The sequence below is a fragment of the Pseudoduganella sp. RAF19 genome, from assembly GCF_052114165.1.
Lineage (GTDB): Bacteria > Pseudomonadota > Gammaproteobacteria > Burkholderiales > Burkholderiaceae_D > Rugamonas.
In genome coordinates this window covers 187,436-211,917 of the sequence record NZ_JBFREF010000009.1, presented here as the reverse complement: position 1 = coordinate 211,917, position 24,482 = coordinate 187,436, and the positions used below count along the sequence as shown (strand labels likewise).

Annotated in this window: 24 protein-coding genes; 15 read left to right on the top strand and 9 right to left on the bottom strand. The window is 62.3% G+C overall.

Annotated features, from left to right (window positions below):
• Nucleotides 1–48 precede the first annotated feature (48 nt).
• From ccoN to AB4Z19_RS23540, 6 genes are read left to right on the top strand one after another with little or no spacing between them, the layout of a single operon-like run.
• Complete coding sequence (gene ccoN / locus AB4Z19_RS23565) at nucleotides 49–1,464, top strand: cytochrome-c oxidase, cbb3-type subunit I (protein WP_442024844.1); 1,416 nt, start codon at nucleotides 49–51, stop codon at nucleotides 1,462–1,464.
• A 12-nt stretch (nucleotides 1,465–1,476) separates the two neighbouring features.
• The gene (gene ccoO / locus AB4Z19_RS23560; RefSeq protein WP_442024842.1) at nucleotides 1,477–2,091 is read left to right on the top strand and encodes a cytochrome-c oxidase, cbb3-type subunit II; all 615 of its coding nucleotides are present in this window, start codon (nucleotides 1,477–1,479) and stop codon (nucleotides 2,089–2,091) included.
• Between the two features lies 1 nt (nucleotide 2,092).
• The gene (locus AB4Z19_RS23555; protein ID WP_442024840.1) at nucleotides 2,093–2,251 is read left to right on the top strand and encodes a cbb3-type cytochrome oxidase subunit 3; all 159 of its coding nucleotides are present in this window, start codon (nucleotides 2,093–2,095) and stop codon (nucleotides 2,249–2,251) included.
• Nucleotides 2,244–3,176: a cytochrome-c oxidase, cbb3-type subunit III gene (gene ccoP / locus AB4Z19_RS23550; RefSeq protein WP_442024838.1), complete on the top strand. Its 933-nt coding sequence runs from the start codon at nucleotides 2,244–2,246 to the stop codon at nucleotides 3,174–3,176. The genes AB4Z19_RS23555 and ccoP overlap by 8 nt, the downstream gene beginning before the upstream one ends.
• Nucleotides 3,173–4,525 carry a cytochrome c oxidase accessory protein CcoG gene (gene ccoG / locus AB4Z19_RS23545; protein ID WP_442036173.1) on the top strand — a complete coding sequence of 451 codons (1,353 nt, stop codon included), beginning with the start codon at nucleotides 3,173–3,175 and terminating at the stop codon, nucleotides 4,523–4,525. The genes ccoP and ccoG overlap by 4 nt, the downstream gene beginning before the upstream one ends.
• 10 nt (nucleotides 4,526–4,535) lie before the next feature.
• On the top strand, nucleotides 4,536–5,036 hold the full coding sequence (locus AB4Z19_RS23540) for a FixH family protein (protein WP_442024834.1): 501 nt from the start codon (nucleotides 4,536–4,538) through the stop codon (nucleotides 5,034–5,036).
• Here the strand turns inward: AB4Z19_RS23540 and AB4Z19_RS23535 are convergent.
• Together AB4Z19_RS23535 and AB4Z19_RS23530 are read right to left on the bottom strand one after the other, a co-directional pair.
• On the bottom strand, nucleotides 5,008–5,526 hold the full coding sequence (locus AB4Z19_RS23535; RefSeq protein ID WP_442024832.1) for an RNA polymerase sigma factor: 519 nt from the start codon (nucleotides 5,524–5,526) through the stop codon (nucleotides 5,008–5,010). The two genes, AB4Z19_RS23540 and AB4Z19_RS23535, sit on opposite strands and share 29 nt — an antisense overlap.
• Complete coding sequence (locus AB4Z19_RS23530; protein ID WP_442024830.1) at nucleotides 5,513–5,737, bottom strand: YgaP family membrane protein; 225 nt, start codon at nucleotides 5,735–5,737, stop codon at nucleotides 5,513–5,515. Before AB4Z19_RS23530 ends, AB4Z19_RS23535 begins: the two co-directional genes overlap by 14 nt.
• Nucleotides 5,738–5,898: 161 nt before the next feature.
• Here AB4Z19_RS23530 and AB4Z19_RS23525 point away from each other — a divergent pair, with 161 nt between their 5' ends.
• Nucleotides 5,899–8,970, top strand: a complete 3,072-nt coding sequence (locus AB4Z19_RS23525) for a response regulator (RefSeq protein WP_442024828.1) — start codon at nucleotides 5,899–5,901, stop codon at nucleotides 8,968–8,970.
• 101 nt (nucleotides 8,971–9,071) lie between these two features.
• On the opposite strand, the gene AB4Z19_RS23520 is transcribed toward AB4Z19_RS23525, so the two are convergent.
• Nucleotides 9,072–10,019: a GlxA family transcriptional regulator gene (locus AB4Z19_RS23520; protein WP_442036171.1), complete on the bottom strand. Its 948-nt coding sequence runs from the start codon at nucleotides 10,017–10,019 to the stop codon at nucleotides 9,072–9,074.
• A 90-nt stretch (nucleotides 10,020–10,109) separates the two neighbouring features.
• Here AB4Z19_RS23520 and AB4Z19_RS23515 point away from each other — a divergent pair, with 90 nt between their 5' ends.
• Nucleotides 10,110–10,898, top strand: a complete 789-nt coding sequence (locus tag AB4Z19_RS23515) for an SDR family NAD(P)-dependent oxidoreductase (protein ID WP_442036169.1) — start codon at nucleotides 10,110–10,112, stop codon at nucleotides 10,896–10,898.
• Nucleotides 10,899–10,947: 49 nt separating this feature from the next.
• Here the strand turns inward: AB4Z19_RS23515 and AB4Z19_RS23510 are convergent, their stop codons facing one another.
• Nucleotides 10,948–11,526: a YdeI/OmpD-associated family protein gene (locus AB4Z19_RS23510; RefSeq protein WP_442026214.1), complete on the bottom strand. Its 579-nt coding sequence runs from the start codon at nucleotides 11,524–11,526 to the stop codon at nucleotides 10,948–10,950.
• A gap of 75 nt (nucleotides 11,527–11,601) precedes the next feature.
• Between AB4Z19_RS23510 and AB4Z19_RS23505 the strand changes: the two genes are divergently transcribed.
• The 3 genes from AB4Z19_RS23505 to AB4Z19_RS23495 all read left to right on the top strand — a co-directional run bounded on the left by AB4Z19_RS23505 (nucleotide 11,602) and on the right by AB4Z19_RS23495 (nucleotide 16,424).
• On the top strand, nucleotides 11,602–13,473 hold the full coding sequence (locus tag AB4Z19_RS23505) for a hypothetical protein (protein ID WP_442026213.1): 1,872 nt from the start codon (nucleotides 11,602–11,604) through the stop codon (nucleotides 13,471–13,473).
• A 145-nt stretch (nucleotides 13,474–13,618) separates the two neighbouring features.
• Complete coding sequence (locus AB4Z19_RS23500; protein WP_442026212.1) at nucleotides 13,619–15,430, top strand: hypothetical protein; 1,812 nt, start codon at nucleotides 13,619–13,621, stop codon at nucleotides 15,428–15,430.
• Nucleotides 15,431–15,473: 43 nt separating this feature from the next.
• Nucleotides 15,474–16,424: a LysR substrate-binding domain-containing protein gene (locus AB4Z19_RS23495; protein ID WP_442026211.1), complete on the top strand. Its 951-nt coding sequence runs from the start codon at nucleotides 15,474–15,476 to the stop codon at nucleotides 16,422–16,424.
• Here the strand turns inward: AB4Z19_RS23495 and AB4Z19_RS23490 are convergent.
• The gene (locus AB4Z19_RS23490; RefSeq protein ID WP_442026210.1) at nucleotides 16,371–16,655 is read right to left on the bottom strand and encodes a DUF2917 domain-containing protein; all 285 of its coding nucleotides are present in this window, start codon (nucleotides 16,653–16,655) and stop codon (nucleotides 16,371–16,373) included. The genes AB4Z19_RS23495 and AB4Z19_RS23490 overlap by 54 nt on opposite strands.
• Before the next feature lie 169 nt (nucleotides 16,656–16,824).
• Between AB4Z19_RS23490 and AB4Z19_RS23485 the strand changes: the two genes are divergently transcribed.
• On the top strand, nucleotides 16,825–18,057 hold the full coding sequence (locus tag AB4Z19_RS23485; RefSeq protein WP_442036167.1) for an MFS transporter: 1,233 nt from the start codon (nucleotides 16,825–16,827) through the stop codon (nucleotides 18,055–18,057).
• Between the two features lie 53 nt (nucleotides 18,058–18,110).
• Here AB4Z19_RS23485 and AB4Z19_RS23480 read toward each other — a convergent pair whose 3' ends face one another.
• On the bottom strand, nucleotides 18,111–19,073 hold the full coding sequence (locus tag AB4Z19_RS23480) for a LysR family transcriptional regulator (protein WP_442022545.1): 963 nt from the start codon (nucleotides 19,071–19,073) through the stop codon (nucleotides 18,111–18,113).
• Between the two features lie 74 nt (nucleotides 19,074–19,147).
• Between AB4Z19_RS23480 and AB4Z19_RS23475 the strand changes: the two genes are divergently transcribed.
• Nucleotides 19,148–20,032, top strand: a complete 885-nt coding sequence (locus tag AB4Z19_RS23475) for a DMT family transporter (RefSeq protein ID WP_442022543.1) — start codon at nucleotides 19,148–19,150, stop codon at nucleotides 20,030–20,032.
• Nucleotides 20,033–20,040: 8 nt separating this feature from the next.
• On the top strand, nucleotides 20,041–20,352 hold the full coding sequence (locus tag AB4Z19_RS23470) for an NIPSNAP family protein (RefSeq protein ID WP_442036165.1): 312 nt from the start codon (nucleotides 20,041–20,043) through the stop codon (nucleotides 20,350–20,352).
• Here the strand turns inward: AB4Z19_RS23470 and AB4Z19_RS23465 are convergent.
• Together AB4Z19_RS23465 and AB4Z19_RS23460 are read right to left on the bottom strand one after the other, a co-directional pair.
• A complete protein-coding gene (locus tag AB4Z19_RS23465; protein WP_442022539.1) occupies nucleotides 20,339–20,773 on the bottom strand; it encodes a nuclear transport factor 2 family protein in 435 nt (144 codons plus the stop codon). The two genes, AB4Z19_RS23470 and AB4Z19_RS23465, sit on opposite strands and share 14 nt — an antisense overlap.
• An 18-nt stretch (nucleotides 20,774–20,791) precedes the next feature.
• Nucleotides 20,792–22,813 carry an oxidoreductase gene (locus AB4Z19_RS23460; RefSeq protein WP_442022537.1) on the bottom strand — a complete coding sequence of 674 codons (2,022 nt, stop codon included), beginning with the start codon at nucleotides 22,811–22,813 and terminating at the stop codon, nucleotides 20,792–20,794.
• A gap of 161 nt (nucleotides 22,814–22,974) precedes the next feature.
• On the opposite strand from AB4Z19_RS23460, the gene AB4Z19_RS23455 reads away from it, so the two are divergent.
• Complete coding sequence (locus tag AB4Z19_RS23455; RefSeq protein ID WP_442022535.1) at nucleotides 22,975–23,505, top strand: PadR family transcriptional regulator; 531 nt, start codon at nucleotides 22,975–22,977, stop codon at nucleotides 23,503–23,505.
• Here the strand turns inward: AB4Z19_RS23455 and AB4Z19_RS23450 are convergent.
• Nucleotides 23,483–24,400, bottom strand: coding sequence for a LysR family transcriptional regulator (locus AB4Z19_RS23450; protein WP_442022533.1), 918 nt, complete (start codon nucleotides 24,398–24,400; stop codon nucleotides 23,483–23,485). The genes AB4Z19_RS23455 and AB4Z19_RS23450 overlap by 23 nt on opposite strands.
• Nucleotides 24,401–24,482: the final 82 nt, after the last annotated feature.

The following is a 24,482-nucleotide window of genomic DNA, read 5'->3' as shown; positions in this document are numbered from 1 at the left end:
GCTACCCTTTGACATATCTCATCAAAGTGCTTCCGGGGGAACCTCAAAGTGGATCAATACAACTACAAGATCGTGAAGCAGTTCGCGATCGCAACGGTAGTGTGGGGCATCGTCGGCATGCTGGTTGGCGTGATCATCGCCGCCCAGCTGGCCTGGCCCGAACTCAATCTGGACATACCGTGGCTGACTTATGGCCGCCTGCGTCCGTTGCATACCAATGCCGTGATTTTCGCTTTCGGCATCAGCGGCCTGTTTGCGACGTCCTACTACGTCGTGCAGCGTACCTGCCAGGTGCGCCTGTTCTCGGACAAGCTGGCCGCCTTCACCTTCTGGGGCTGGCAAGCGGTGATCCTGAGCGCGGTCGTGACGCTGCCGATGGGCCTCACCCGCGGCAAGGAATACGCTGAACTGGAATGGCCGATCACCATCCTGATCGCCCTGGTGTGGGTGGCCTACGCCACGGTCTTCTTCGGCACCATCATCAAGCGCAAGGTCAAGCACATCTACGTTGCGAACTGGTTCTTCGGCGGCTACATCCTCGCCGTGACCATCCTGCACGTGGTGAACGGCATGAGCATGCCGGCAACGCTGACCAAGTCCTACTCGATATACAGCGGCGTGCAGGACGCGATGATCCAGTGGTGGTATGGCCACAATGCGGTGGGCTTCATCCTGACCGCAGGCTATCTGGGCATGGTGTACTACTTCATTCCGAAACAGGCCGAACGCCCTGTGTATTCGTACCGCCTGTCGATCGTGCACTTCTGGGCGCTGATCTTCACTTACATGTGGGCCGGCCCGCACCACCTGCACTACACCGCGCTGCCTGACTGGACCCAGTCGCTCGGCATGGTGTTCTCCCTGATCCTGCTGGCGCCGAGCTGGGGCGGCATGATCAACGGCATCATGACCCTGTCCGGCGCATGGCACAAGCTGCGCTCCGACCCGATCCTGAAGTTCATGATCGTTTCGCTGTCCTTCTACGGTATCGCCACCTTCGAAGGGCCAATGATGTCGATCAAAACCATCAACGCGCTGTCGCACTACACCGACTGGGGCATCGCCCACGTGCACGGCGGCGCGCTGGGCTGGGTGGGCTTCATCACCATGGGCTCGATCTACTACCTGATTCCGCGCCTTGCCGGACAGACCAGGATGTACAGCGTGAAGCTGATCGACGTGCACTTCTGGGTCGCCACCATCGGCATCGTGCTGTACATCGCCGCAATGTGGATTGCCGGTGTGATGCAAGGCCTGATGTGGCGCGCAGTGAATCCGGACGGCACCCTGACCTATGCCTTCGTGGAAGGCGTGAAGGCCACTTATCCCTACTACGTGGTGCGTTTCCTGGGCGGCGTGCTGTACCTCTCCGGCATGTGCATCATGGCTTACAACAGCTGGATGACCCTGCGCGGAAACAAGACCGCTACGGCCCGTATCCCTGACATGAGCCTGGCGGCATAAAGGAGCAAGAGCATGAAGTTTTCGCATGAATGGATTGAGAAGAACCCCTGGTTGCTGATCGTGCTGGTCACGCTGGTGGTATCGGTTGGCGGCGCGGTGGAGATCATTCCGCTGTTCTTCCAGAAATCGACCACCGAGCCGGTGGCTGGCCTGAAGCCCTACTCCGCGCTGCGCCTGACGGGCCGCGACATCTATGTGCGTGAAGGCTGCTACAACTGCCACTCGCAGATGATCCGCCCCTTCCGCGCCGAGACCGAACGTTACGGCCACTATTCGGTAGCGGGCGAGTTCGTGTACGACCGCCCGTTCCAGTGGGGTTCCAAGCGCACCGGCCCGGACCTGGCGCGCGTGGGTGGTCGCTACAGCGACGAATGGCACAAGACGCACCTGAACAATCCGCGTGATGTGGTGCCGGAATCGAATATGCCGGCCTATCCGTGGCTGTCGCAGACCAAGCTGGCTCCCGAAGACGTGGTGCCGAAAATGAAGGCTCTGAAGCGCCTGGGCGATCCCTACACGGATGCGGACATCGCCGCCGCTCCCGCGCAGCTGGCCAACAAAACAGAAGAAGACGCCCTGATCGCCTACCTGCAAGGCCTGGGCACACTGATCAAATCGAGGAACTGAGATGGAAGCAATTTTCAGCACCGCCAGCAGCGTCATGACGGTCGTATCCTTCGCGACCTTCGTTGGCATCTTGTGGTGGGCATGCGCGCGCCGCAACCAGGCCGACTTCGCCCAGGCCGCCAATCTGCCTTTCGCGGACGAGGAGAAGGACCATGGCTGATTTCACCAGCGATTTCTGGAATATCTATGTGGCCGTGCTCACTATCCTGGGCATCGTGGGCTGCGCCGTGCTGCTGTGGAGCCAGTCCACGCACAAGGTCAGCGCGCTCAAATCGGTGGACGGCCATGTCGGCACCACCGGCCATATCTGGGACGAAGACCTGACCGAACTGAATACGCCGATGCCGCGCTGGTGGATGTGGCTGTTCTGTCTGACCATCGTGTTCGCCATCGGCTACCTGGTGCTGTATCCGGGCCTGGGCAGCTACGCCGGTACGCTGGGCTGGAAATCCACTGCGCAGTACAAGGACGAACTGGCAAAGGCCGACGCGCAATACGGCCCGCTGTTCGCCAATTTCCAGAAGCAGGACCTGCGTGCTGTCGCAGCCGATCCGCAAGCGCACGCCATGGGCGAGCGTTTGTTCCTGACTTACTGCGCGCAGTGCCACGGCTCCGATGCGCGCGGCAGCAAGGGTTTCCCCAACCTGACCGACAAGGACTGGCTGCACGGCGGCGCACCTGAAACCATCAAGGAAACCATCATGAAGGGCCGCCACGGCGTGATGCCATCGATGGCGGCTGCTGTCGGATCGGACAAGGATGTGGAAAACGTCGCGCATTATGTGCTGAGCCTTTCCGGCAGCACTTCCGATCCGATCAAGACCGCCTTCGGCAAAGACAAGTTCGGCGCCTGCATGGCTTGCCACGGCGCCGGTGGCGCCGGCAATCAGGCACTCGGCGCACCGCGGCTGAACGACAAGATCTGGCTGTATGGAGGCAGTGTCGAAACCATTATGGAAACCATCAACAAAGGCCGTGACAACACAATGCCCGCCTTCGGCGACTTCCTCGGCGAAGGCAAGGTGCATGTGCTGGCCGCTTATGTATGGAGCTTGTCGAATCCCCCGGCAGTCGCAGCGAAATGAATGCCCCCGAACCAAAAGTCATCAAGATGTACGCCGCGCGGGAGGACATCTACCCGCGCGAAATCAAGGGCCGCTATACCTCGCTGCGCTGGCTCTGCCTGTGGCTGACGCAGCTGGTGTTCTACGGCTTTGCGTGGTTGACGTGGAACGGCCGGCAGGCCTTGCTCTTCGATCTGGCCACGCGCAAGTTCTATATCTTCGGCCTGGTTCTGTGGCCACAGGACTTCATCTACCTGGCCGCCTTGCTGATCGCCTGCGCCTGGGGTTTGTTCCTCGTTACGGCAGTGGCGGGACGCGTCTGGTGTGGCTACTCCTGCCCGCAGACGGTGTACACCGAGATGTTCCTGTGGATCGAGCGCAAATTCGAAGGCCAGCGCAGCGCGCAGATGCGCTTGAAGAAATCGCCCTGGAACGTTGACAAGATCTGGCGCAAGGGCGGCAAACACGCCGCCTGGCTGGCCCTGGCGCTGTGGACCGGCTTCACCTTCGTCGGCTATTTCACCCCCATCCGCTCGCTGGCGCATGAAGCGCTGACGCTGAATTTTGGTCCATGGGAATGGTTCTGGGTCGGCTTCTACAGCCTGGCCACCTACGGCAACGCCGGCTGGCTGCGCGAGCAGGTGTGCAAATACATGTGCCCCTACGCCCGCTTCCAGAGCGCCATGTTCGACCGCGATACGCTGATCATTACCTACGACGAAAAGCGCGGCGAGCCGCGTGGCCGCGACACCCCAGGCAGCTGCATCGATTGCTCGCTGTGCGTCCAGGTATGCCCGACCGGCATCGATATCCGCAAGGGCCTTCAGTACGAATGCATCGGCTGCGCTGCCTGCATCGACGCCTGCGACATCGTGATGGACAAGATCGAGCAGCCGCGTGGCCTGATACGCTACGACACCGACCGCGCCATGCACGGCGGCGGCCATGCCCGCCTGCTGCGCCCTCGCGTAATCATCTACACCACGGCGCTGACCTTGTTCGTGACGGCCGTCTTCACCACGCTGTGGCTGCGCACCCCGTTGAAAGTGGACGTGATCCGCGACCGCGGTTCCATGGGCCGCGAGGTGGAAGACGGGATGATCGAGAACGTCTACCGCTTGCAAGTGATGAATACTTCCGAGCAGGCCCACAACTACCGCATTCGGGCGACCGGCATCGATTCGCTGGCCGTGGTGACGGAAGATGTGGTGCAGGTCAAGGCCACCGAAACGCTGGCGGTCCCGGTGCGCCTGCGCATGAAGCATGGCGCGGCGGATCACGGATCGCACAAGATCAGCTTCGAACTGACGGCAACGGACGATCCAGCGCTTTCGGTCAAGGAAAACGCGGTCTTCATTGTGCCGCGCTAAGGAGGACATCATGCATTGGTATCAACAGCGCTGGCCGTGGTTCCTGATGGCCGGGCCCGCGGTCGCAATTGGCGCGTGCAGCTATATGAGCTATCTGGCCTTCGCGCATCAGGATGCGCTGGTGGTCGGCGACTACTACAAGCAGGGCAAGGCCATCAACCAGGACTTGCGGCGTGACCGCGCCGCGGCCTCGCTGGGCCTGAGCGCCACGCTGCGTTACGACGCGGCGGAAGGCCTGCTGCGCGGGCAAGTGAATTCGGCCTCACTGCTGCCGCAGCAAGTGCTCACGGTACGCCTGGCGCATGCCACGCAGCCGGAGCGCGATGTGCAGCTGCTGGTGCGTCCGGACACGGACGGCCGCTTTGGTATCCCGCTACCCATGCTGGAACGCTCGCGCTGGCAGGTGCTGATCGAGAGCGAACGGCGCGACTGGCGCATGGCAGGCGAGTGGCAATGGCCGGCGGAGCGCGAAGTGCGCATCGTTACCCGACCAGATACTCCCGCGCCATAGCGCGTGCGCGATGCAGGCGGCTCTTCGCGGCGGCCACCGTGATTCCCAGTTCCTGGGCGATTTCGTCCATGCTCATCTCTTCGAAGTCGCGCAAGAGAACCACCTGCAGGTAATCGCGCGGCAGCGATTCCAGTGCGCGTATCAGTTCAACGCGCAGTCCGGCGTTGTCGTGCGCGGCCAGCCACTGCTCGGCGCGTTCATCGTCCCACGGGTCCCAGCCGGTGGTGACGCGCGTCAGGCGATGGCATTCGCGCTGCACCACTTTGAACAGCCAGCCCGAAAAGGCGGCCAGCACGCGCAGCGACGACAGCCTGCGCGACAGTACCAGCAGCACCTCCTGCACGGCGTCGTCCACATCGCTGATCAGGCAGGAGCGCTGGGCATAGCGGCGGATATCCGGCTGGCACAGGGCCATCAGCTGTTCCAGGGCAGCCGGATCGCCGCCGTGTGCGGCTTGCAGTACGGGCTGATGCTGGTCAGAGAGCGCCATTCGCCTTCCTTGCCTTGTCGAGGCGGCGTCCGACCAGCGCGCAGGCCGGGCAGAAGCCGAACAGGCCGGAGGCCACGATGCCTGCCGCAGACAAGGCGATGATCGCGCCCCAGGTGCCGCCCAGCGCCAACAGGCTCCAGGCCACAACGGCGAGGCCCACGATCACGCGCAACACGCGCTCCCAGCCTGGTACATTTTTAACGTAGAACATTTTGCAATCCTTTTGCTTGGTAGAGGACGTCCCTCAGCTACTAAGAGGCGCGCTTTGGCCAAAAGGATTCGCGGGGTTCGAAATTTTTTTCGCACGGCATTTACTTGCTAATGGCTGTTAATGATAGGACAATTTCCCAGCACCCCAGCCCTAAGGAAAACATGAAGCCTATCGGGATTAAAGTGAAGGTCGCTCTCGCCACCAGCGTCACGTCTCTCGTGATGATCGCCCTGGTGACAGCGCTGCAGACCCAGCGCATGCGCGAGGACTTCACCAAGGTGCTGTTCGACCAGCAAACTGCCCTGATCAACCGCACCGCCGAGGAGCTGGACGACAAGCTCACCATGCTGCTGGAGATCATCGCGATGTCGGCGCGCCGCCAGCCGCTGTCCATCGTTCATGATCCTACCGCTTTACGCGCTTATTATCAGGATCGTGCTGTTCTTGCCCTGTTCGACGACGTGCTGGTGCTCGATGCGCAGGGCAAGGTCATTGCGGATGCGCCGGAAATCAAGGGCCGCGTTGGCGTGAGCGCCAGCGACCGCGCCTATTTCAAGAAGGTGATGGAAACCAAGCGCCCCCTCATCGCGGAGCCTCTGCTGGGCCGCGCGGGCGGCCAGCCCATCGTGCAGATGGTGGCGCCGGTGCTGGACGAAAAGGGCGAGGTGCAAGCCGTGCTGATCGGTGTGCTGCGCCTGTTCAAGGACAATCTCCTCGGCCACCTGCGCAATGCGAAAGTCGGCCGTACGGGCTACTACTTCGCTGTCACGCGCAGCCAACCGTCGATCTATGTGCTGCATCCCGATCCTCTGCGCCTGCTGAAGCCACGGCCGACCAATGCCAATCCTGCCACCACGCGCGCGTTGCAGGGTTTCGAAGGAACGATCATCAGCGTCAACAGCCTTGGCGTGCGGGCACTCACCAGTTACAAAATGCTGCGTTCGACGGACTGGGTGCTGGCAGCGTCGCTGCCGGTGGAGGAAGCGTTCGAGCCTTTCGATGGGTTGTTGTGGTGGGTGGCTTTGTGGGGCCTTGCCGCTTCGATCGTCGCCGCGCTGCTGATTGGCTGGATCACCCTGCATCTGATGGAGCCGCTGGGCCGCTTGCGCAAATCCATCCATGCGCTACGCCGCCAACCGGAACGCTTCACGCCAATTGCCGTTACGACTCAGGATGAAATCGGCGAGCTGACCGGCTCCTTCAACGAATTGATGGAAGAGCGCCTGGCCGCCGAACACGAGCTGCAGCGCGCCCGGGACAAGGCGGAAGCGGCCAATCGCGCCAAGAGCGACTTCGTGGCCAATATGAGCCACGAAATTCGCACGCCCATGAATGCGGTGCTGGGCATGGCCTACCTGCTTGGAAATACCTCGTTGACGACGCAGCAGCGCAAATACCTGAACATGATCCGCACTTCCGGCCAGTCGCTGCTGGGCATCCTGAACGATGTGCTGGACTTCTCGAAGATCGAAGCACGGCGCATGGAGATTTCGCCGATCGACTTCGATCTGGACGAGACCATGGGCACGCTGGCCACCACCATGACCATGAGCGCAGGCGAAAAGGAACTGGAGCTGGCCATCGTGGTGAACCCGGACGTGCCTACGCTGCTGCATGGCGATGCGCTGCGCCTTCAGCAGATCCTGGTGAACCTGGCAGGCAATGCGATCAAGTTCACCGAGCAGGGCGAGGTCGTGGTGGCCGTGCGCACGACGGCGCGGGCAGAGAACCGCGTGCTACAGTGCTTTGAAGTGCGCGATACCGGCATCGGCATGACCGAGCAGCAGCAGACGCAGTTGTTCAGCGCTTTCTCGCAGGGTGACGAAAGCATCACGCGCCGCTTTGGCGGCACCGGCCTTGGCCTGGCCATCACCAAGCGCCTGATCGAGATGATGGGCGGGCAGATCGAACTTAAGACAGAGGAAGGCAAGGGCAGTGTCTTCTCGTTTGAACTGTGGTTCGATGTGCTGGGCGAGAAGGGCGACTCGCGGCGGCAGCCGATGCTTGGGCCGCTGTCCGTGCTGGTGGCGGACGATAACAAAACCAGCCGCGAGATGGTCGTGCAATTGCTGCGCGCCTGGGGCTGGGATGCGGATGAAGTGGATTCCGGCGGCGCGGCCGTGCGCATGTTCCGCGAACGCCTGTCCGGGCCGCGGCCTTACGATGTCGTGCTGGCGGATTGGCATATGCCGGGCATGGACGGACTGGCGACCGCCAAAACCATACGCCATGCGGCAGAGGGCCACAAGCAGCCCATCGTGGTCATGGTGAATGCCTTTGCGCGCGATCAGGTCGATGCGATTGCCGGTGCACCGGAGGCGGACGTGGTGCTGATCAAGCCAATCACCAGTTCCAGCCTGTTCGATGCGCTGCACCAGGCGCTCAGTACCAGTTCCAGTGAGGACCCGGCTGGCAACGGCGCCGGCATCGTCGGCCGCCTGAAGGGCGTGCACTTCCTTTTGGTAGAAGACAATCTGCTGAATCAGGCCGTAGCGCGCGGCATTCTCGAACATGCGGGCGCCACGCTGGATGTGGTGGGCGATGGCCAGCAAGCGGTCGATCTGCTGCGCAGCAGCGCCAGCCGCTATGACGTTGTGCTGATGGATATGCAGATGCCCGTGCTGGATGGTTTCAGTGCGACGCGCCTGATTCGCGATGAACTCAAGTTGTCGCTGCCCGTGATTGCGATGACGGCCGGCGTGCTGGCAGCGGAGCGCAACCGCTGCGAGGAGGCGGGGGTTTCCGATTTCATCGCCAAGCCGGTGGTGGTGGAAGAGATGATGGCCGTCATCGAGCGCAATCTGCCGCGGCGCGAGCGCCCCGTGCTGCGCGCGGTGCCTTCCTCGCCGGCGCCTGTGGATAACGAGCCGGTTTTCAACATGGACAGTCTGATGAAAGTCATGGGCAAGGATGCCAAGGGCCGTGCGGTGATGTTCAAGATGGTGCGCGGCGCGCTGGAGAATGGCTTGCAGCCGGCCGATGATGCGGATCAGGCCTTGCGCGAAGGGCGCGCTGCTGATGCGGGCAAAATCTTCCACGGCTTGCGCGGCGCGGTGGGCGTGCTGGGGGCGAAGCGCCTGGTGCGGGCGACGCTTGAAGCGGAAGCGGCCATCAAGGAAGGCGCGACGGCGTCATTACCGCCGCTGTTTGCGGCCGTGCGCCGCGAGCTGGAGCAAGTCCTCGACCAGGGCCGCGCATGGCTCGAACGCGAAGAGAAGGTCGAAGCGCCATAGCCGGTCCGCACCAGCGTGGCGGGCACGCGACAGGCAATGTGCGGCGAGGGGCCGAGCGGCGCGGCAAGTGGCGGCTACCCGCAGCGTGGGAATGCGATAGGTCAGGCGGCGGAGGCTTCGCGGGCGGCGCGGCGGATGGCCTGGGGTGGCTGGCCGTAGGCGCGGACGAAGGCGCGGCGCATGCGTTCGGGATCGGCGAAGCCGCTTTCGCGTGCCACGACTTCGATCGAATGGTTGCCCGCTTCGATCATCGCGCGTGCCGCTTCAACACGCAGCACTTCGATCGCACGCGCTGGCGACTGTCCCGTCTCGATGCGGAAGGTGCGGCTGAACTGGCGCCGGCTCAGATGCGCCGCATCGGCCAATTCGTCCACCGACAAAGGCTTGCGCAAATTCTGCTTGGCGTAGCTTAAAGCCTGCTGGATGCGATCCGACTTGGGCTCCAGCTCCAGCAAAGCCGAAAACTGCGACTGTCCGCCGCTGCGGCGGTGATACACCACCATCTTGCGCGCGATCTGGCGCGACATCTCCACACCCTGGTCCTCCTCCACCAGCGCCAGGCACAGATCGATGCAGGCCGTCATACCGGCGGAGCTCCAGAATTTGCCATCCTTGATGAAAATGCGGTCCTCCTCCACGCGCGCCTTGGGGTACATGCGCTGCAGATCGCGTGCATTGCCCCAGTGCGTGGTCACCCGGCGCCCATCCAGCAAGCCCGCCTCGCCGAGGAAGAACGCCCCGGTGCAAATGCTGGCCGCGCGGCGCGATGCCAGGCTCGCTTCGCGCAGGAAGTCCACAAACGCCTGCGGTGAACGAATCAGTTCCATCGCGCCGGCGACCATGATGGTGTCGAAATCATGGCGGTCAAACGGCTCCGTCGCCACCGGCACGCCGGAAGAACTCACCACATTCCCGCCATATTCGGAAAGCAGCGACACCTCATACAGACGCCTGCCCGCCTGTTCATTGGCCAGCTCAAAAATCGTCGTGACAACCAGGTCCAGGACCTGAAAGCGAGGAAAAACCAGAATACCGATGCGTTTGCTCATGATGACCCGATTTGAGGGAAATACGTCCAATGGGACTCAATTTAGGGCTCTACACTGCCAATGTCAACCAAATCTTTACAGGAGCAAGTCATGACAAACAAGCAAACCGCCCTCATTACCGGCGCATCCACCGGCATCGGCGCAGTGTACGCAGACCGCCTCGCAGGCCGCGGCTTCAACCTCGTTCTGGTGGCCCGCAATGCGGACAAGCTGAATGCGCTTGCTGCGGAGCTGCGCAGCAAGCACGGTGTGGCCGTCGAAACCATCGCCGCCGACCTGGCCAATCCGGCCCAACTGGCCCAAGTCGAGGGCCGTCTGGCCGACGATGCCAATATCACCACGCTGGTGAATAACGCGGGCCTGGGCGCCACCGCCCCGCTGATCGATTCCACCATCGATCACCTGGACGCGATGATCGACCTGAACGTGAAAGCGCTGACCCGTCTGGCGCGCGCTGTGGCGCCGCGCCTTGCCGCGAAAGGCAGCGGCACCATCATCAATATCGCCTCCATCGTGGCGCTGGCGCCGGAACTACTGAATGGCGTGTACGGCGGCTCCAAGGCCTTCGTGCTGGCCCTGACCCAATCGCTGCAGCATGAACTGGGCAGCAAGGGCGTGCGCGTGCAGGCCGTGCTGCCAGGCGCGATCGAAACCCCGTTCTGGGACAAGGCGGGCGTGCCGGTCACCCATCTGCCGACCGGTATCGTGATGCAGGTGGATGACCTGGTGGATGCAGCGCTGGCCGGCCTGGATCTGGGTGAAGTGATCACCATCCCGTCGCTGCCGGATGCGGCCGAGTGGGAAAGCCTGAACAACGCGCGCCTGGCAATGGGTCCGAAACTGTCGCGCGAAGTGCCGGCAGATCGCTACCGCCGCTAATCGCGTTACTTCGGCCTGGCGACCACAATCTGAAGGTCGCCAAGCCCGCTCAGGCTTGCGGATAAATCGTTTCGCCGCGTTCGAGCATGGCGACGAATTCGGCGATGCGCTTCGCCCGCGTTTCGGCGCGCTTGGCACTGTGTGTGCGGAACAGGATGGCGTAACGATTATGGCTGTTCAAGGTGGCGAAGAACTTCTTCGCTTTCGGGCTGGCGTCCAGCGCGGCCTGCAGATCACCCGGCACCGTGGCGGCGCTCCATGAATCGTAGGCTTGCTCCCAGCGGCCGTCAGCCTTGGCGCGCTCGATCTCGCGCATGCCGGGTTCGCGCATCAGGCCTTTGTCGATCAAGGCCTGCACTTTCTCCCGATTGATTTTGGACCAGATGCTGCGCGCGGCGCGCGGCGTCCACTTCTGCAGCCAGTAGTTCTCATCGATACTCTTCTTCTGGCCATCGATCCAGCCGAAGCACAAGGCGACATCCAGGGCTTCCGGATACTGCACGGAAGGCTCACCGGCACTTTTCTTCGCGATGCGCATCCAGATGCCGGGACAATTCGCGTGTTCCTTCTCCAGCCAGCGCGTCCAGGCTGTTACATCCTTGAAAAGTTTTTCGTCGAGGGTTGTCATATGGACAGCATTCTAACCATATAATCGTCGATTGGCGGCGCGCCCGCGCAGCACCTTTCATCGAGAGAGGCACTCATGATGTCGTTCCGAATTGCACCCGCAACATGGAAGTGGCTGAATGCGGTCATGGCGCTGTGCATGGCTATGCTGGTGATCTCCGACCTGGGCTATGCCATCCGCCCGCTCATGCTGGAGGGCGTGCGCGGCAGTCTGCGCGTGGAGCTGGACACGGAGTTCAGCCGCCAGTCGACGCCGCCCGGCACGCACTATCTGCACATCATCGCTTTCGAACCGCAATCTCCGCTGGAAGCGGCGGGCGCACAAGCTGGCGATACGCTGCGCTTCGATCACACGCTGGATCGCTGGCGCCGCTTCCGTGTCAATGAGTCCGTGGGCCTGACGATTTACCGCAACGGGATTCCGCGCCATTTGCAGGTGACGGCAGTGTCCTCGCCAATCGGCTTTGCGGAGTATTTCGAGTATTGGGAAAAAACGCTGGCCTGCTTTGTGTCGCTGCTGTTCTGCCTGATGATCGGCTTCAAGCAAGGCGACAAGCCAGCCTACCGCGCACTGGCACTGACCTTCCTCGGCACTGCGGGTGTTTTCTTCATGACTTTCCATTACGCGCCATCCGGCCTCATGCTCCAGGCAGGGAAGACGGCCGGATTGGCGTTGTTGCCGCTGCTCTGGTACTGGTGTGTGCGCTTCTCGCTTGGCTATCAGCCGTACCGTCCGCTCAAGCTGCGGCGCTGGCTGAATAGTGCGTTGCCGGTGTTCCGCGTGCTGTGCCTGGGCAGCGCCGCTTACGGCGTATGGTGGACGCTGGGGAACGAGGCGCCGCTGCTCGGCTTCTTCCTCCTGCTCAGCGCAGGCGGCGGCATGCTGTTCTCGCTGACCAGCATGGTCGAAGGCCTGCTGCAAAGCGGCGGCGAGATCCGCCAGCGCCACGTGTGGCTGCTGGCGTCCTCACTGGTGGGCGCCGTGCCGAGCACCCTGGTCTGGATTCCGGATCTGGACTACGGCATCTATGGCCTGCGGCTGACCGTGTTCGCCGCGCTCACTGGACAGATTCTGATGTACTGCGGCTTTGCTTATGCCGTGCTGCGGCACCGCGTGTTCCATTTCGATTTCGCCGTCAACCGCGCGATGGTGTACAGCGTGGTCAGCGTGCTGCTGCTGTGCTCTGTGGGTCTGCTGGAGTTCCTGTCCAAGTCCCTGATCAAAGGCGAAGAACATGCGCACAAAAGCCTGCTGATGGATGCGGCCATTGCGCTGACGGTCTACCTGGTCTTCCACCAGCTGCACGGACGCATCGAACGCTGGGTGGAAAAGATCTTTTTCTACAAGTGGCACGACAACGAACACAAGCTGCGCCTGTACGTAAAGCAGGCAGCACACTTTACGGAAGTTGATCCGCTGCTGTCCTCCTTCCGTACGGCGATAGACCGCTTCACCGCGCAGGCGGGCTGCGCCATCTATCTGCGCCAGGCCAGCGGCCACTACGCGCTGATGAATGGCACCATGGGCAGCGCACCGGAAGAAGTTGATCCCAACCACGAGCTGGTGGTTGCCCTGCGCGCCGACATGGCGCCCACACCGCTCGACGCTTTCCAGGGCCGCGTGCCGGGCGAGCTGGTGCTGCCAATGAGCCATCGCGGTACGCTGAACGGCTTTGTTCTGTTGTCCGCGAAATCGCAGCAGGAGAGCTATCGCCCGGACGAGATCGAGGTGATGGCCTTCGCCGCGCACCAGATCGGCCTTGATATCCACGCCCTCCGCGTGGAAGCCCTGGAACACGAAGTGCGCGCGCTGGAGCTGCAAGCCGAACAAGCCCGCCGCGAACTGGAAATCATGGCCGGCCGGCGCAAGAACACGCGGCCCTTCACGACCGGTGCACATGAGACGCAAGCGGACACCGGCGCACTCCTACAGCAAACGCAACAGTAGCAAAATGCAAGCGGCCGGATTTCCAGCGGGCTCTATTTCCATCGCTATACTCATAGGAGGTTGATGCGAAAAGACATCTCCCGTAATAAGAACAAGAGGTCTCGCCATGTCACGCTCAAGGCGAAATACACTTCAGTGGCAATGGATGATCGGCACGCTCGTCGTCATATTGTCCAGTTTAATCCTGTTCGACCTGCTTACCGGTTTGTCTCATTGGAATAGACACGGTTCGCTTGGTTTCATTCTCGAAAAAGAGTACGGCAATAGCTTCACCAAGCCGGGCTTTAATGAGCTACGCGTGAAGTCCCTTGATCCAGACACAGAGGCGACGCTTCCCGTAGGGACGCAGCTCAGTTTTACAAACCCCGAAGACAGATGGCGCCAGTTCAAGGCAGGCGAATCAGCGGGAATTCGGATCTCGGCGCCGGAGCCGGATCATCTGGTTGCAATGAAGCGCCCTTTTAATCGCTATGAGCTGGCGGATGTCTTCAGTCGCACCGTACTGAGTGCATTGTCGATTGGCTGTTGTGTGCTGGTCGCGCTGAAGCGCCCGCAAAACAAGCCCTACCAGGCGTTGAGCCAAATGTTTCTGGGATTTGGTGCACTGTATTTCATCACTTCCAGCTTTGGGCCATGGGGCTGGCTCATCATGACCGAGAAGGCAGTCTGCTACGGTGCCCTGCCGTTCATCTGGTATTTTTGCGTCGTCTTCGCGCTGGGTTACCAGCCTTACCACGAATCTCATTTGCGTACGGCCTTGAATCACTCGCGGTACGTCTTGCTGGCCATTGCTTCACTCACTGCGCTTGCAGGAATTTGCTGGAGCTTTGGGTTGACGGCCCATCCCGTCATGAAGTTCCTGACCGAATCGCTTTTGCCGGGTCTGCTGTTTTGCGCAGCGTTCGGATTGATCGTAACGCTCATCAGTCTGATCGATGGCCTGCGTCAAAGTACGGGAGAATTCCGGCACCGTCACGGATGGCTGCTGGCATCCACGCTCTTGTGTGCGATCCCTAGCATCGTCGTGTGGATACCCTGGCCGGCAGATGTCTCCACCGCAACCGCATTCATCGCGCTGGGAGGGCAGTGCGCCATGTACGTTGGTCTTTCGTACGCCACGCTGAAACATCGCGTCTTTAATTTCGATTTCGCCGTGAACCGCTTGGTGGTGTATGGCCTTTCCAGCCTGTTGATGATTTTGCTGCTAGGCGGCTGGGAATTATTTGCGCACGATCACGTCAAGGAATTCGTTAAAGGCATCGGGGGCGACGCCCTCGCCGTRCTTGCATTGCTTAGCCTGTTTGTCCTTTACCATTATCTGCATCACAAGGTAGAGAAGCTGGTTGAAGAATATATTTTCTCCGTGTGGCATCACAATGAATTGCGGCTAAAGCAGTTCGTTGCCAAGGCCGAGCATTTCACATCGGACGATGCCTTGCTGACGGCATTCCGCGTCGCACTGGTCCATTTCACCAGACACGGCGACTGCGCCATTTACAAGATCAACAATTCGGATGGGAACTTTGAACTCGTGCGCGGAAAAATTCGTTCATGCCCAACCTCGATAAACAAGGACGAGCCGATAGCTATCGCCTTGCGTGCCTTATTAATGCCCATCCACTCTCAACATCACACGCCGCGTCTGCCAGGCGAACTGCTTCTTCCCATGACCCATCGCGGCGCCTTGATCGGCTTTGTTGTATTGGGTGGGAAAGGGGATCATCAAAACTTCCGTCCTGACGAAGTGAAAGTGCTGGCCACCTCGGCGCTGCAGATCGGCCTGGACCTGCACGCCCTGCAGGCAGAACAGATGTCGAAGGAGTTGAAGAGTGTCACCAGCAAAGCCGAGAAGCAGCAGGTAGAGCTGTCGCTGATGGCCGGCCGCCGACGCAATGGGCGAGCACAGCAAGTGCCCGTCGGCATGGCTGCACCACATGATCTACAATCATCCGCATGAGCGAACGCCGTAGCACGGGCTGCGGCTGCCATGAGGAGATTGCATGCCGCACCCGCTTTTATCGCTGCCACCGCTGGATGCCTTGCGTGGCTTTGTCGCGGCTGCGCGGCGGTTGAGTATCACGGCGGCGGCCGAGGATTTGTGCCTGACGCAGTCGGCGGTCAGCCGCCAGATTCAGGCACTGGAAGAACGCCTCGGTACGCGCCTGTTCACGCGCAGTAACCGCAGCATCGCGCTGACGCCGGCCGGCGAGCAGCTGTTCCGGCTTGCTTCGCCATGGATGGACCGGCTGGGTGAGCTGGCAGAGTCGCTGCGCGGTGAGCGCCGCGCGCGGCCGGTGACGATTTCGGCCAGCGTTGGCGTAGCGGCCTTGTGGATTCTGCCGCGGCTGGGCGCTTTTCTGTCGGCGCATCCCGACATCGATGTGCGCGTGGCGGCCAGCAATCGCGTGATGGATCTGGCGCAGGAGGGCGTGGATCTCGCCATTCGCTACAGTCCAACGTCAGCTCCGCCCGAGCACGCGATTCACTTGTTCCATGAGGACGTGGTGCCGGTTGCCAGTCCGGCAGTGGCGGCCAGTGCCTTCGCCGGCGATGACGAGCTGCTTGGCCAGGTGCTGCTGGATCTCGATGACCGGCGCCGTCCCTGGCTGCATTGGGCGCAATGGCTGGAAGACTGGCAGCTACTGCGCAAGCCGAAAGGGACGCTGCAGTTCAATCAATACGATCAGCTGATTCAGGCCGCGGTGGAAGGGCATGGCGTGGCGCTGGGCCGCGTGCCGCTGATTCTGCCCCTCCTGAAAGATGGCCGGCTGGTGGCTCAGCACGAACGCCGCCGCAGCGTGCCCGCTTACAGCTATTGGCTGATTCAGGCCGAAGCCGAGCCGCGTGCGGAGGTGATCGTGTTCCGAGACTGGCTGGTGGAGCAGCTGGCGTCGACCTCACAGGAGCTGGCGCAGGCGCTGCCCAAAGCGCGCCAGCACGCCGGCCGCTGAGCGGTTCTGCTGCGTTCTGAGTTCGAACGACACCGCGTCGTTGCGGTGCACGCTGGACAGGTAGTGCTGCTGGGCGTTCAGCAGCACGCTTTGGCCGGCTTCCAGCACACAGTCTTCGCCGTCGCGCTGCCCCACGATCCACAGAATGCCGCGAAGGCAGCGCACGCGCACGGTGCCTTCGGGCGAGAGGGATGCCATCTGGCGGGCCTGTAAAGTCATCAGCATATTCATGACGCACTCCTTGTACGCCTTCATTCTGCGCTCACTGCGGCGCTCGTGCCAACGCTGATTTCGCATCCTATCCATGCACACAGCGCATGGATGACATGCCAAATGAACGCTCGCGGCGCCTTGCTGCGCGGCGCTATGCTCGGATTAGTTGAATTCCGGGAGAGCATCAATGAAATTTTTGAAGTCACCGCTCGCTGCGGTGCTGTGCGGCGGCATCATCATGGGACTGGCTCTGGGCATGCGCCACGTGCAGGGTTTATTCATGCTGCCGATGACCTCCGCACGCGGTTGGGGACGCGAGGATTTTGCGTTGGCCATCGCTTTGCAGAATCTGGTGTGGGGGCTGATGCAGCCGATTACCGGCATGCTGGCCGACCGTTTCGGCTCGCGGTGCGTGCTGCTGGGCGGGTGCGTGCTGTATGCGATTGGCTTGTACCTCATGGCGCATGCGGGGAGCAGCACTGAACTAGCTTTGTCCGGCGGGCTGCTGATCGGGATGGCGCTGGCGGGGACGTCCTTCGGCACCGTGTACGGCGCGTTGAACCGCATCGTTTCGCCGTCGCGGCGCAGCTGGGCGTTGGGGCTGGCGGGAGCGGTCGGTGGCGTTGGACAGTTTGCCATGGTGCCGGCAGCGCAGGGGCTGATCGCCAGCGTGGGCTGGATGGGCGCGCTCATCGCGGTCGCGTTCGTGCTCGCCCTCGCCGCGCCGCTCGCGTTTTCGCTGGACGATAGCGCGGCCATTGACGCCGCCGCTCGTCCCGGCGGCGACGGGGGACGACTCGCGGCTGGCGATGCTGGCTCGATGGGCGCGGCGATTCGGGAGGCGTTGGGGCATCGCGGCTTCTGGCTGCTGAATGCGGGCTTCTTTGCTTGCGGTTTTCAGCTCGCCTTCATTGCCGGCCACTTCCCGGCCTACTTGCGCGACAAGGGCTATTCTGCCAACGTCGGCGTGGCGGCTCTGGCGCTGGTCGCGCTGGCGAATGTGGCGGGGACGTATTTGTGCGGACAACTGGGCAGCCTGTATCGCCGCAAGCATCTGCTGGCCTATCTCTACCTGATCCGCGCCGCGGCGATGCTGGCCTTCATCACGGCTCCGCTGAGTGAAGCGAGCATCTATGTGTTCTCCTTCGTGATGGGCCTGACCTGGCTGGGCACCGTGCCGTTAACGAACGGCCTGGTAAGCCAGGTGTTCGGCGTGCGCTATATCTCCACGCTGTTCGGCTTCGTCTTCGTGGGACACCAGCTAGGTGGCTTCCTCGGCGTGTGGCTGGGCGGGGTGGTGTTCGACGCGACGCATTCCTACCAGCTGGTGTGGATCGCAGCCGTGGCTGTGGGCCTGGCTGCGGCCGCGCTGCACTGGCCTATCGATGACCGCGCGGTGGCACGGCTGCAACCAGCGTAGGAGCGCGTATGAACCGCTGTGAACAACTGGTCCTGTTATGCACAGCCGCTGCGTTAAGCGTACTCAGTGGCTGGGCCTTTGCTGCGATGCTGGAGCCGGGCACCGTCCTCGCGTTTGCCAGCCTGTTCACGCTGTGCTGAGCGGCAGACTTCGCGCGCAATCTCGACGAAAGCCTTGGTGGCAGGCGACGCCTGCGCCAGATTGCGCAAGCCCAGTCCCACGCGGCGGCGGATCGGCGGATCGAAAGGCCGCACCGCAACGCCGGGATGGGTGCGCGCCAGATCCAGTGGCAGCGCCAGCTCGGCGATGCCCGAGAAGCCAGCCTCCCGCTCGACCATGCCCAGCACCGTCAGCACTTGCGTCATGCGGTAGCGCACCAGCGGGCATAAACCCTCGGCAGCAAAGGCTGATTCGACGCGCGCCGCGCAGCTTTCTTCGGGCATGATGAAAGGCACTGGCAGCAGCTCGCGCACCGTGACCGATTTTTTCTCCGCCAGCGGATGCGCCACCGGCAGCAAGGCCATCATCTGGTCCTCAATCAGTTCGATGGTGTCGAAACGATCGTCGGGCAGCGTGACGAAGCCGACATCCACACGGCGGTCCTGAATCGCCTGCAGCGTGTCCGCGTCCGTGCCTTCATCGATGCGCACTTCGATGCCGGGATAGCGGCGGTGGTAAACATCCAGAATGATGGGCAGCAGGCGCAGCGAGGAAGTCGGGCCGAAGGAGCCGATGCGCAGCAGGCCTTTATTCAGACCACTGGCGGCCGACACTTCCTGGCGCATGGCTTCCGCCAGTCCCAGGATTTCGCGGGCACGCACCAGCAGGCGCTGGCCCAGCTCCGTCACCTCTATTACCGACTGGTTACGCGTGATGAGCTGCGCGCCGAGTTCCTGCTCCAGCGACTTGATGGCGTGCGACACAGCCGACTGGCTGACGCCCAGTCTCAGCGCGGCTGAGGTAAAGCCGCGCAGTTCCGCGACCAGGGCGAATATTTCGAGCTGGGTGAAGGTCATGAGCTTTTCCTCATTTTTCTATGAGTACGGATAAGCATTAATGTATAAGCTCCTCATCCCAACTGCAAGCAAAAATGAACTCCAAAGCCATTTACGCCAAGCTTGTCCTGACCACCTTCATCTGGGGTGGCACTTTTATCGCGGGGCGCATTGCCTCGCACGCACTGCCGCCCATGACGGCCGCCTCGCTTCGATTCGCCATCGCCTCGGTACTGCTGCTGGTGCTGGCCTGGAAGCGCGAGGGCGGACTGCCCAAGCTGTCCGGCCAGCAGATGGGCGCCACGGCGGCCCTCGGCCTGACCGGCATCTTCCTCTACAACTTCTGCTTCTTCACGGCGCTCAGCCATATGCCTGCCGGCCGTTCCGCGCTGTTCGTAGCGCTGAACCCCATCGTGACCGCGCTGGCCGCCGCCGTCGTGCTGCGTGAGCGGCTGACGGGCCTGAAATGGGCCGGCATCGCTGTCGCCTTCGTCGGCGCATCCATCGTCATCACGCGCGGCGAGCCGCTGCAAGCCTTCCACGACATCAGCCAGTCGCTGGGCGTGGGCGAATTGTTCATGCTGACCGCCGCCTCCAGCTGGGCCGCTTACACCCTGGTCGGACGCCACGCGCTAAAAGGCCTGACGCCGCTGGCGGCCACCACGTACGCCGCCTTGTGGGGCCTGGCCTTCCTGCTGATCGGCGCCTCGCGCGAATTCGGTTCGATCGACTGGAGCGTGGTGGACTGGAAGGTGTGGGTATCGGTCGCTTACCTGGGCGCGTTCGGCACCGTAATCGGCTTCGTGTGGTGGTATGAAGGCGTGAAAGCCATCGGCCCATCGCGCACCGCGGTATTCAACAACCTGGTTCCCGTTTTCGGCATCACGCTGGCCGCGCTCATGCTCGGCGAGCAGGTGCTGGCTTCCATGGTCACAGGCGGGCTGCTGGTCGCAGCCGGCGTGACCCTCACCAACCGATAGGAGTTTGCATGGTTACCTGCTATTTGCGCTACGTTCTCGATCCCGCCAAACTGAAGGAGTTCGAGCACTACGGCAAGCTGTGGATTTCGCTGGTGGAGCGCTTCGGCGGCCAGCACCACGGTTATTTCATGCCGTCCGAAGGCCACAGCAATATCGCTTTGGCGCTGTTCACCTTCCCCAGCCTGGCGGAGTACGAAGTCTATCGCCAGAAAGCGGCGGACGATGAGAACTGCAAAGCCGCCATGCGCTACTACGAAGAGACGCGCTGCTTCCTGAGCTACGAACGGAGCTTCTTCCGCCCCGTGTTCAACGGGCTTTAAATGCAGGCAGGTGCTCGCCGACACGGGCGGCCATGGCAGCGCCAAGCGCTTGCAGGCCGCTCATCGGCCGCACCATCACTTCGAAGTCGACGATCTGGCCTGCTTCGTTGAAGCGGATGAAGTCGATGCCCTTGAGCTGGCGGTCACCAATGTGGGCGCTGAACTCAAGCACCACGTTCAGGCCGTCGTCGCTGGCCAGTTGCCGATGGTACTGGAAGTCTTCGAATACCTGGATCACGTTACTGAGCACCATGATCAAGGCCGCCGCGCTCGCATAGGGCGTGTTGGCCATGGGGGAGCGCAGTACGGCGTCCGCATGGACAATCTCCGGCAGGCGCGCCAGGTCGCGGCTCGCGACCATGGTGTGCCACAGATCCAGAGAGCGGGCGGCGGCGGGATGCAGCTTGGCGATGTGCGACATGGCTCCTCCTGTTGAAAATCAGATTTCGGCGGCCAGGCGGGTGCCTTGGTTGATGGCGCGTTTCGCATCCAGTTCGGCGGCCACGTCGGCGCCGCCGATCAGGTGCACTCGGCAGCCGGCGTCCAGCAGGCCTTGCTGCAGCTCGCGCAGCGGCTCCTGGCCCGCACAGATGATGACATTATCCACCGGCAGGACCTGCTTCTGATCGCCTACCGTCACGTGCAGGCCGGCGTCATCGATGCGGTCGTAGTTCACGCCGGCGAACATGCCGACGCGGCGCGCTTTCAGGCCAGTGCGGTGAATCCAGCCGGTGGTCTTGCCCAGTCCATCGCCTACTTTGCTGGTCTTACGCTGCAGCAGATAAACCTTGCGCGGCGGGGTTTCCACGTCCGGCTGGCGCAGGCCGCCGCGCTCGGCGTAGTGGGTGTCGATGCCCCATTCGGCATAGAACTTTTCAGGATTCAGGGCGCCGCTCTCGCCTTCATGCGTCAGGTATTCGCTGACGTCGAAGCCGATGCCGCCGGCGCCGATCACGGCCACGCTCTTGCCGACCGCCTTTCCATCGCGCAGAACGTCCAGGTAGCCCAGGGCTTTCGGATGGTCGATGCCGTCGATGTCCGGCTTGCGCGGCGTAACACCGGTGGCCAGCACGACTTCATCGAAATCACCCTTGGCCAGCATGTCCACGTTGGCGCGCGTGTTCAGGCGCAGCTCGACGCCTTTCAGCTCGATCTGGCGGCGGAAGTAGCGCAGGGTTTCGTAGAACTCTTCCTTACCGGGCACTTTCTTGGCGACGTTGAACTGGCCACCGATTTCGGAGGCGGAATCGAACAGCACCACTTCGTGTCCGCGCTCGGCGGCGGTGGTGGCAAAGCTCAAACCCGCAGGACCGGCGCCGACCACGGCGATACGCTTCTTCGCTTCCGCCGGTTCGATCACCAGTTCGGTTTCGTGGCAGGCGCGCGGATTCACCAGGCAGGAGGTCAGCTTGCCGCCGAAAGTGTGGTCCAGGCAGGCCTGGTTGCAGCCGATGCAGGTATTGATTTCATCAGCGCGGCCTTCGCGCGCTTTCCGCATGAAGAAAGGGTCGGCCAGGAAGGGACGCGCCATCGACACCATATCGCTGGCGCCTTCCGCCAGCACGCCTTCCGCCACTTCCGGCGTGTTGATACGGTTGGTGGCAACCAGCGGGATGCCGACCTTGCCCATCAGCTGCTTCGTCACCCAGGCGTAGCCCGCGCGCGGCACCTTGGTGGCGATAGTCGGGATGCGCGCTTCATGCCAGCCGATGCCGGTGTTGATGATGGTCGCGCCGGCTTGCTCAACGGCCTGCGCCAGCTGCACCACTTCGTCCAGCGTGGAGCCGCCCTCCACCAGATCCAGCATGGACAGGCGGTAGATGATGATGAAATTGGTGCCCACGCGCTCGCGCACGCGGCGCACGATCTCCACCGGGAAGCGGATGCGGTTCTGGTAGCTGCCGCCCCATTCGTCGTCGCGGTGATTGGTGCGGGCGGCGATGAATTCGTTGATCAGATACCCCTCGGAGCCCATGATCTCGACGCCGTCATAGCCGGCGGACTGCGCCAGCGCCGCGCAGTTCACGAAGTCCTGTATGGTCTGCTCGACTTCTTCGGCGCTCAGTTCATGCGGCGTGTAGCGGTTGATCGGCGCCTGCACGGCGCTCGGCGCCACCAGGTTGTCGTGATAGGCGTAGCGGCCGAAGTGCAGGATCTGCATGGCGATCTTGCCGCCCGCTTCGTGCACGGCGTCGGTCACGATGCGGTGCTTGGCCGCTTCCTTTTCCGTGGTCAGCTTGGCGCCTGCGCCCCAGGGACGGCCCGCCTCGTTGGGCGAAATGCCGCCAGTGACCATCAGGCCCACTTCACCGCGCGCACGCTCGGCGTAAAAGGCGGCCATGCGCTCGAAACCGTTCGGCATTTCTTCCAGGCCGACGTGCATGGAGCCCATCAGGACGCGGTTTTTCAGAGTAGTGAAGCCCAGGTCGAGCGGGGCGAGCAGGTGAGGGTAGGCGGTCATTGGAGTCCTTGTGTATGCAATGGTCATGCATTCTTTGTGCAACTGGTTGCATAAATATACGACCGTTCGTTTGTCTTTGCAACTGGTTGCATAAAGACGACAAACTTGTCTGATGACCGCTGCTGGGGCAAGATGTAGTTCTTTTTTCAAAGTTTCCCGCCATGTCCCTGCCTCACGCGCTGCTGACTTCCCTGTCCGAACGAGCGGGCTCCGGTTCCGAGCTGGCGCGGCGATTCGACAAGTCCATCGGCTATTTCTGGGCGGCGACGCATCAGCAGATTTACCGGGAACTGGCGCGGCTGGAGGAAGCGGGCTGGATCGAGTCCCTGCCCGCCGAGACGGGCCGCGGCCGCAAACGAGCGTACCGCATCCTGCCGGCCGGCGTGGAAGAGCTGAAGCGCTGGGTGACCGAGGCGGAAGATCCCCGCCCTCTGCGTGACGCGCTGATGGTGCGCATTCGCGCCGAAGCGGCGGTTGGGCCGGCGGGTCTACAGGCCGAGATGGAACGCCACCTCGCGATCCACGAAGCCCGCCTGGCGCTGTACCGCAGCTTCGAGGAACGCGATTTCGCCTCGGCCACGGATTCGCGCGTGCGCCGCCTCAACTATCTGCTGCTGAAAGGCGGCATTGCGCAGGAAGAGCTGGCGGTCCAGATGGCGCGCGACGCCATCAGGATTCTGCGCGAGGATTAGGGCGCAAGCGCGCGGTGCCGAAATCGATGAAGCGCCGCAGCTTGGGCGGCAACTGGCGGCGGCCGGGATAGTAGATGTAAATGCCGGGATAGCTCGGGCAATAAGCCTGCAGCACGCGCACCAGGCGGCCTGCGGCGACGTGCTCGCTGACGGCCATATCGAAGGTATAGGCCAGGCCCAGGCCATCGAGCGCCGCCTCCATCATCATCAGCGAATCGTTGCAAGCGAAGGGGCCACGCACGGAATGTTCAACGGGCTGGCCATGCTCCACAAACTCCCATCTGAAAAACTGGCCGCTACTGGCAATGCGAAAGCGGATGCAATCGTGTTCGCGCAGGTCGGCCAGGGTGGCGGGCGCTTTGCGGCGGGCAAAATAGGCGGGCGAACCCACTACCGCTACCTGCATCGGCGGACCGAAGGGCACGGCAACCATGTCCTTCTCCACGCTGTCGCCGAGCCGGAAACCGGCATCAAAACCTTCGGCCACGATATCGGTGAAGCCGTCGTCGATATGCATCTCGACTTCAATTTCCGGATGCGCCGCCAGGAAATCAGGCAGCAGGCCGCGCAGCAGCGAGGCGGCAACCACGCGGCTTGTGTTCAGCCGCAGCAGGCCGGAGGGACGATCGCGGAAGTGGGCCAACGATTCACTGGCATCCAGCAAATCCGCCACCGCCGGCCCGACACGTTCCAAGTAGGCGGCGCCCGCTTCCGTCAGCGACACGCTGCGCGTCGTGCGGTTGAACAGCCGCACGCCCATGCGCTCCTCCAGCGCGCGCACGGCCTGGCTCAAAGCGGCGGGTGACAGCTCCAGTTCCTGCCCGGCGGCAGTGAAACCCCGATGTTTGGCGACGGTAACGAAGGCCAGCAGGCCATCCAGCTGGGTCAGGCGCATGGATTATGAAGAATTTGTTTAAGAGTTATTGGTTTTATACCGCTTTTTCCGCGCAATAGCTCCGCCTAAGATGACTCCATCG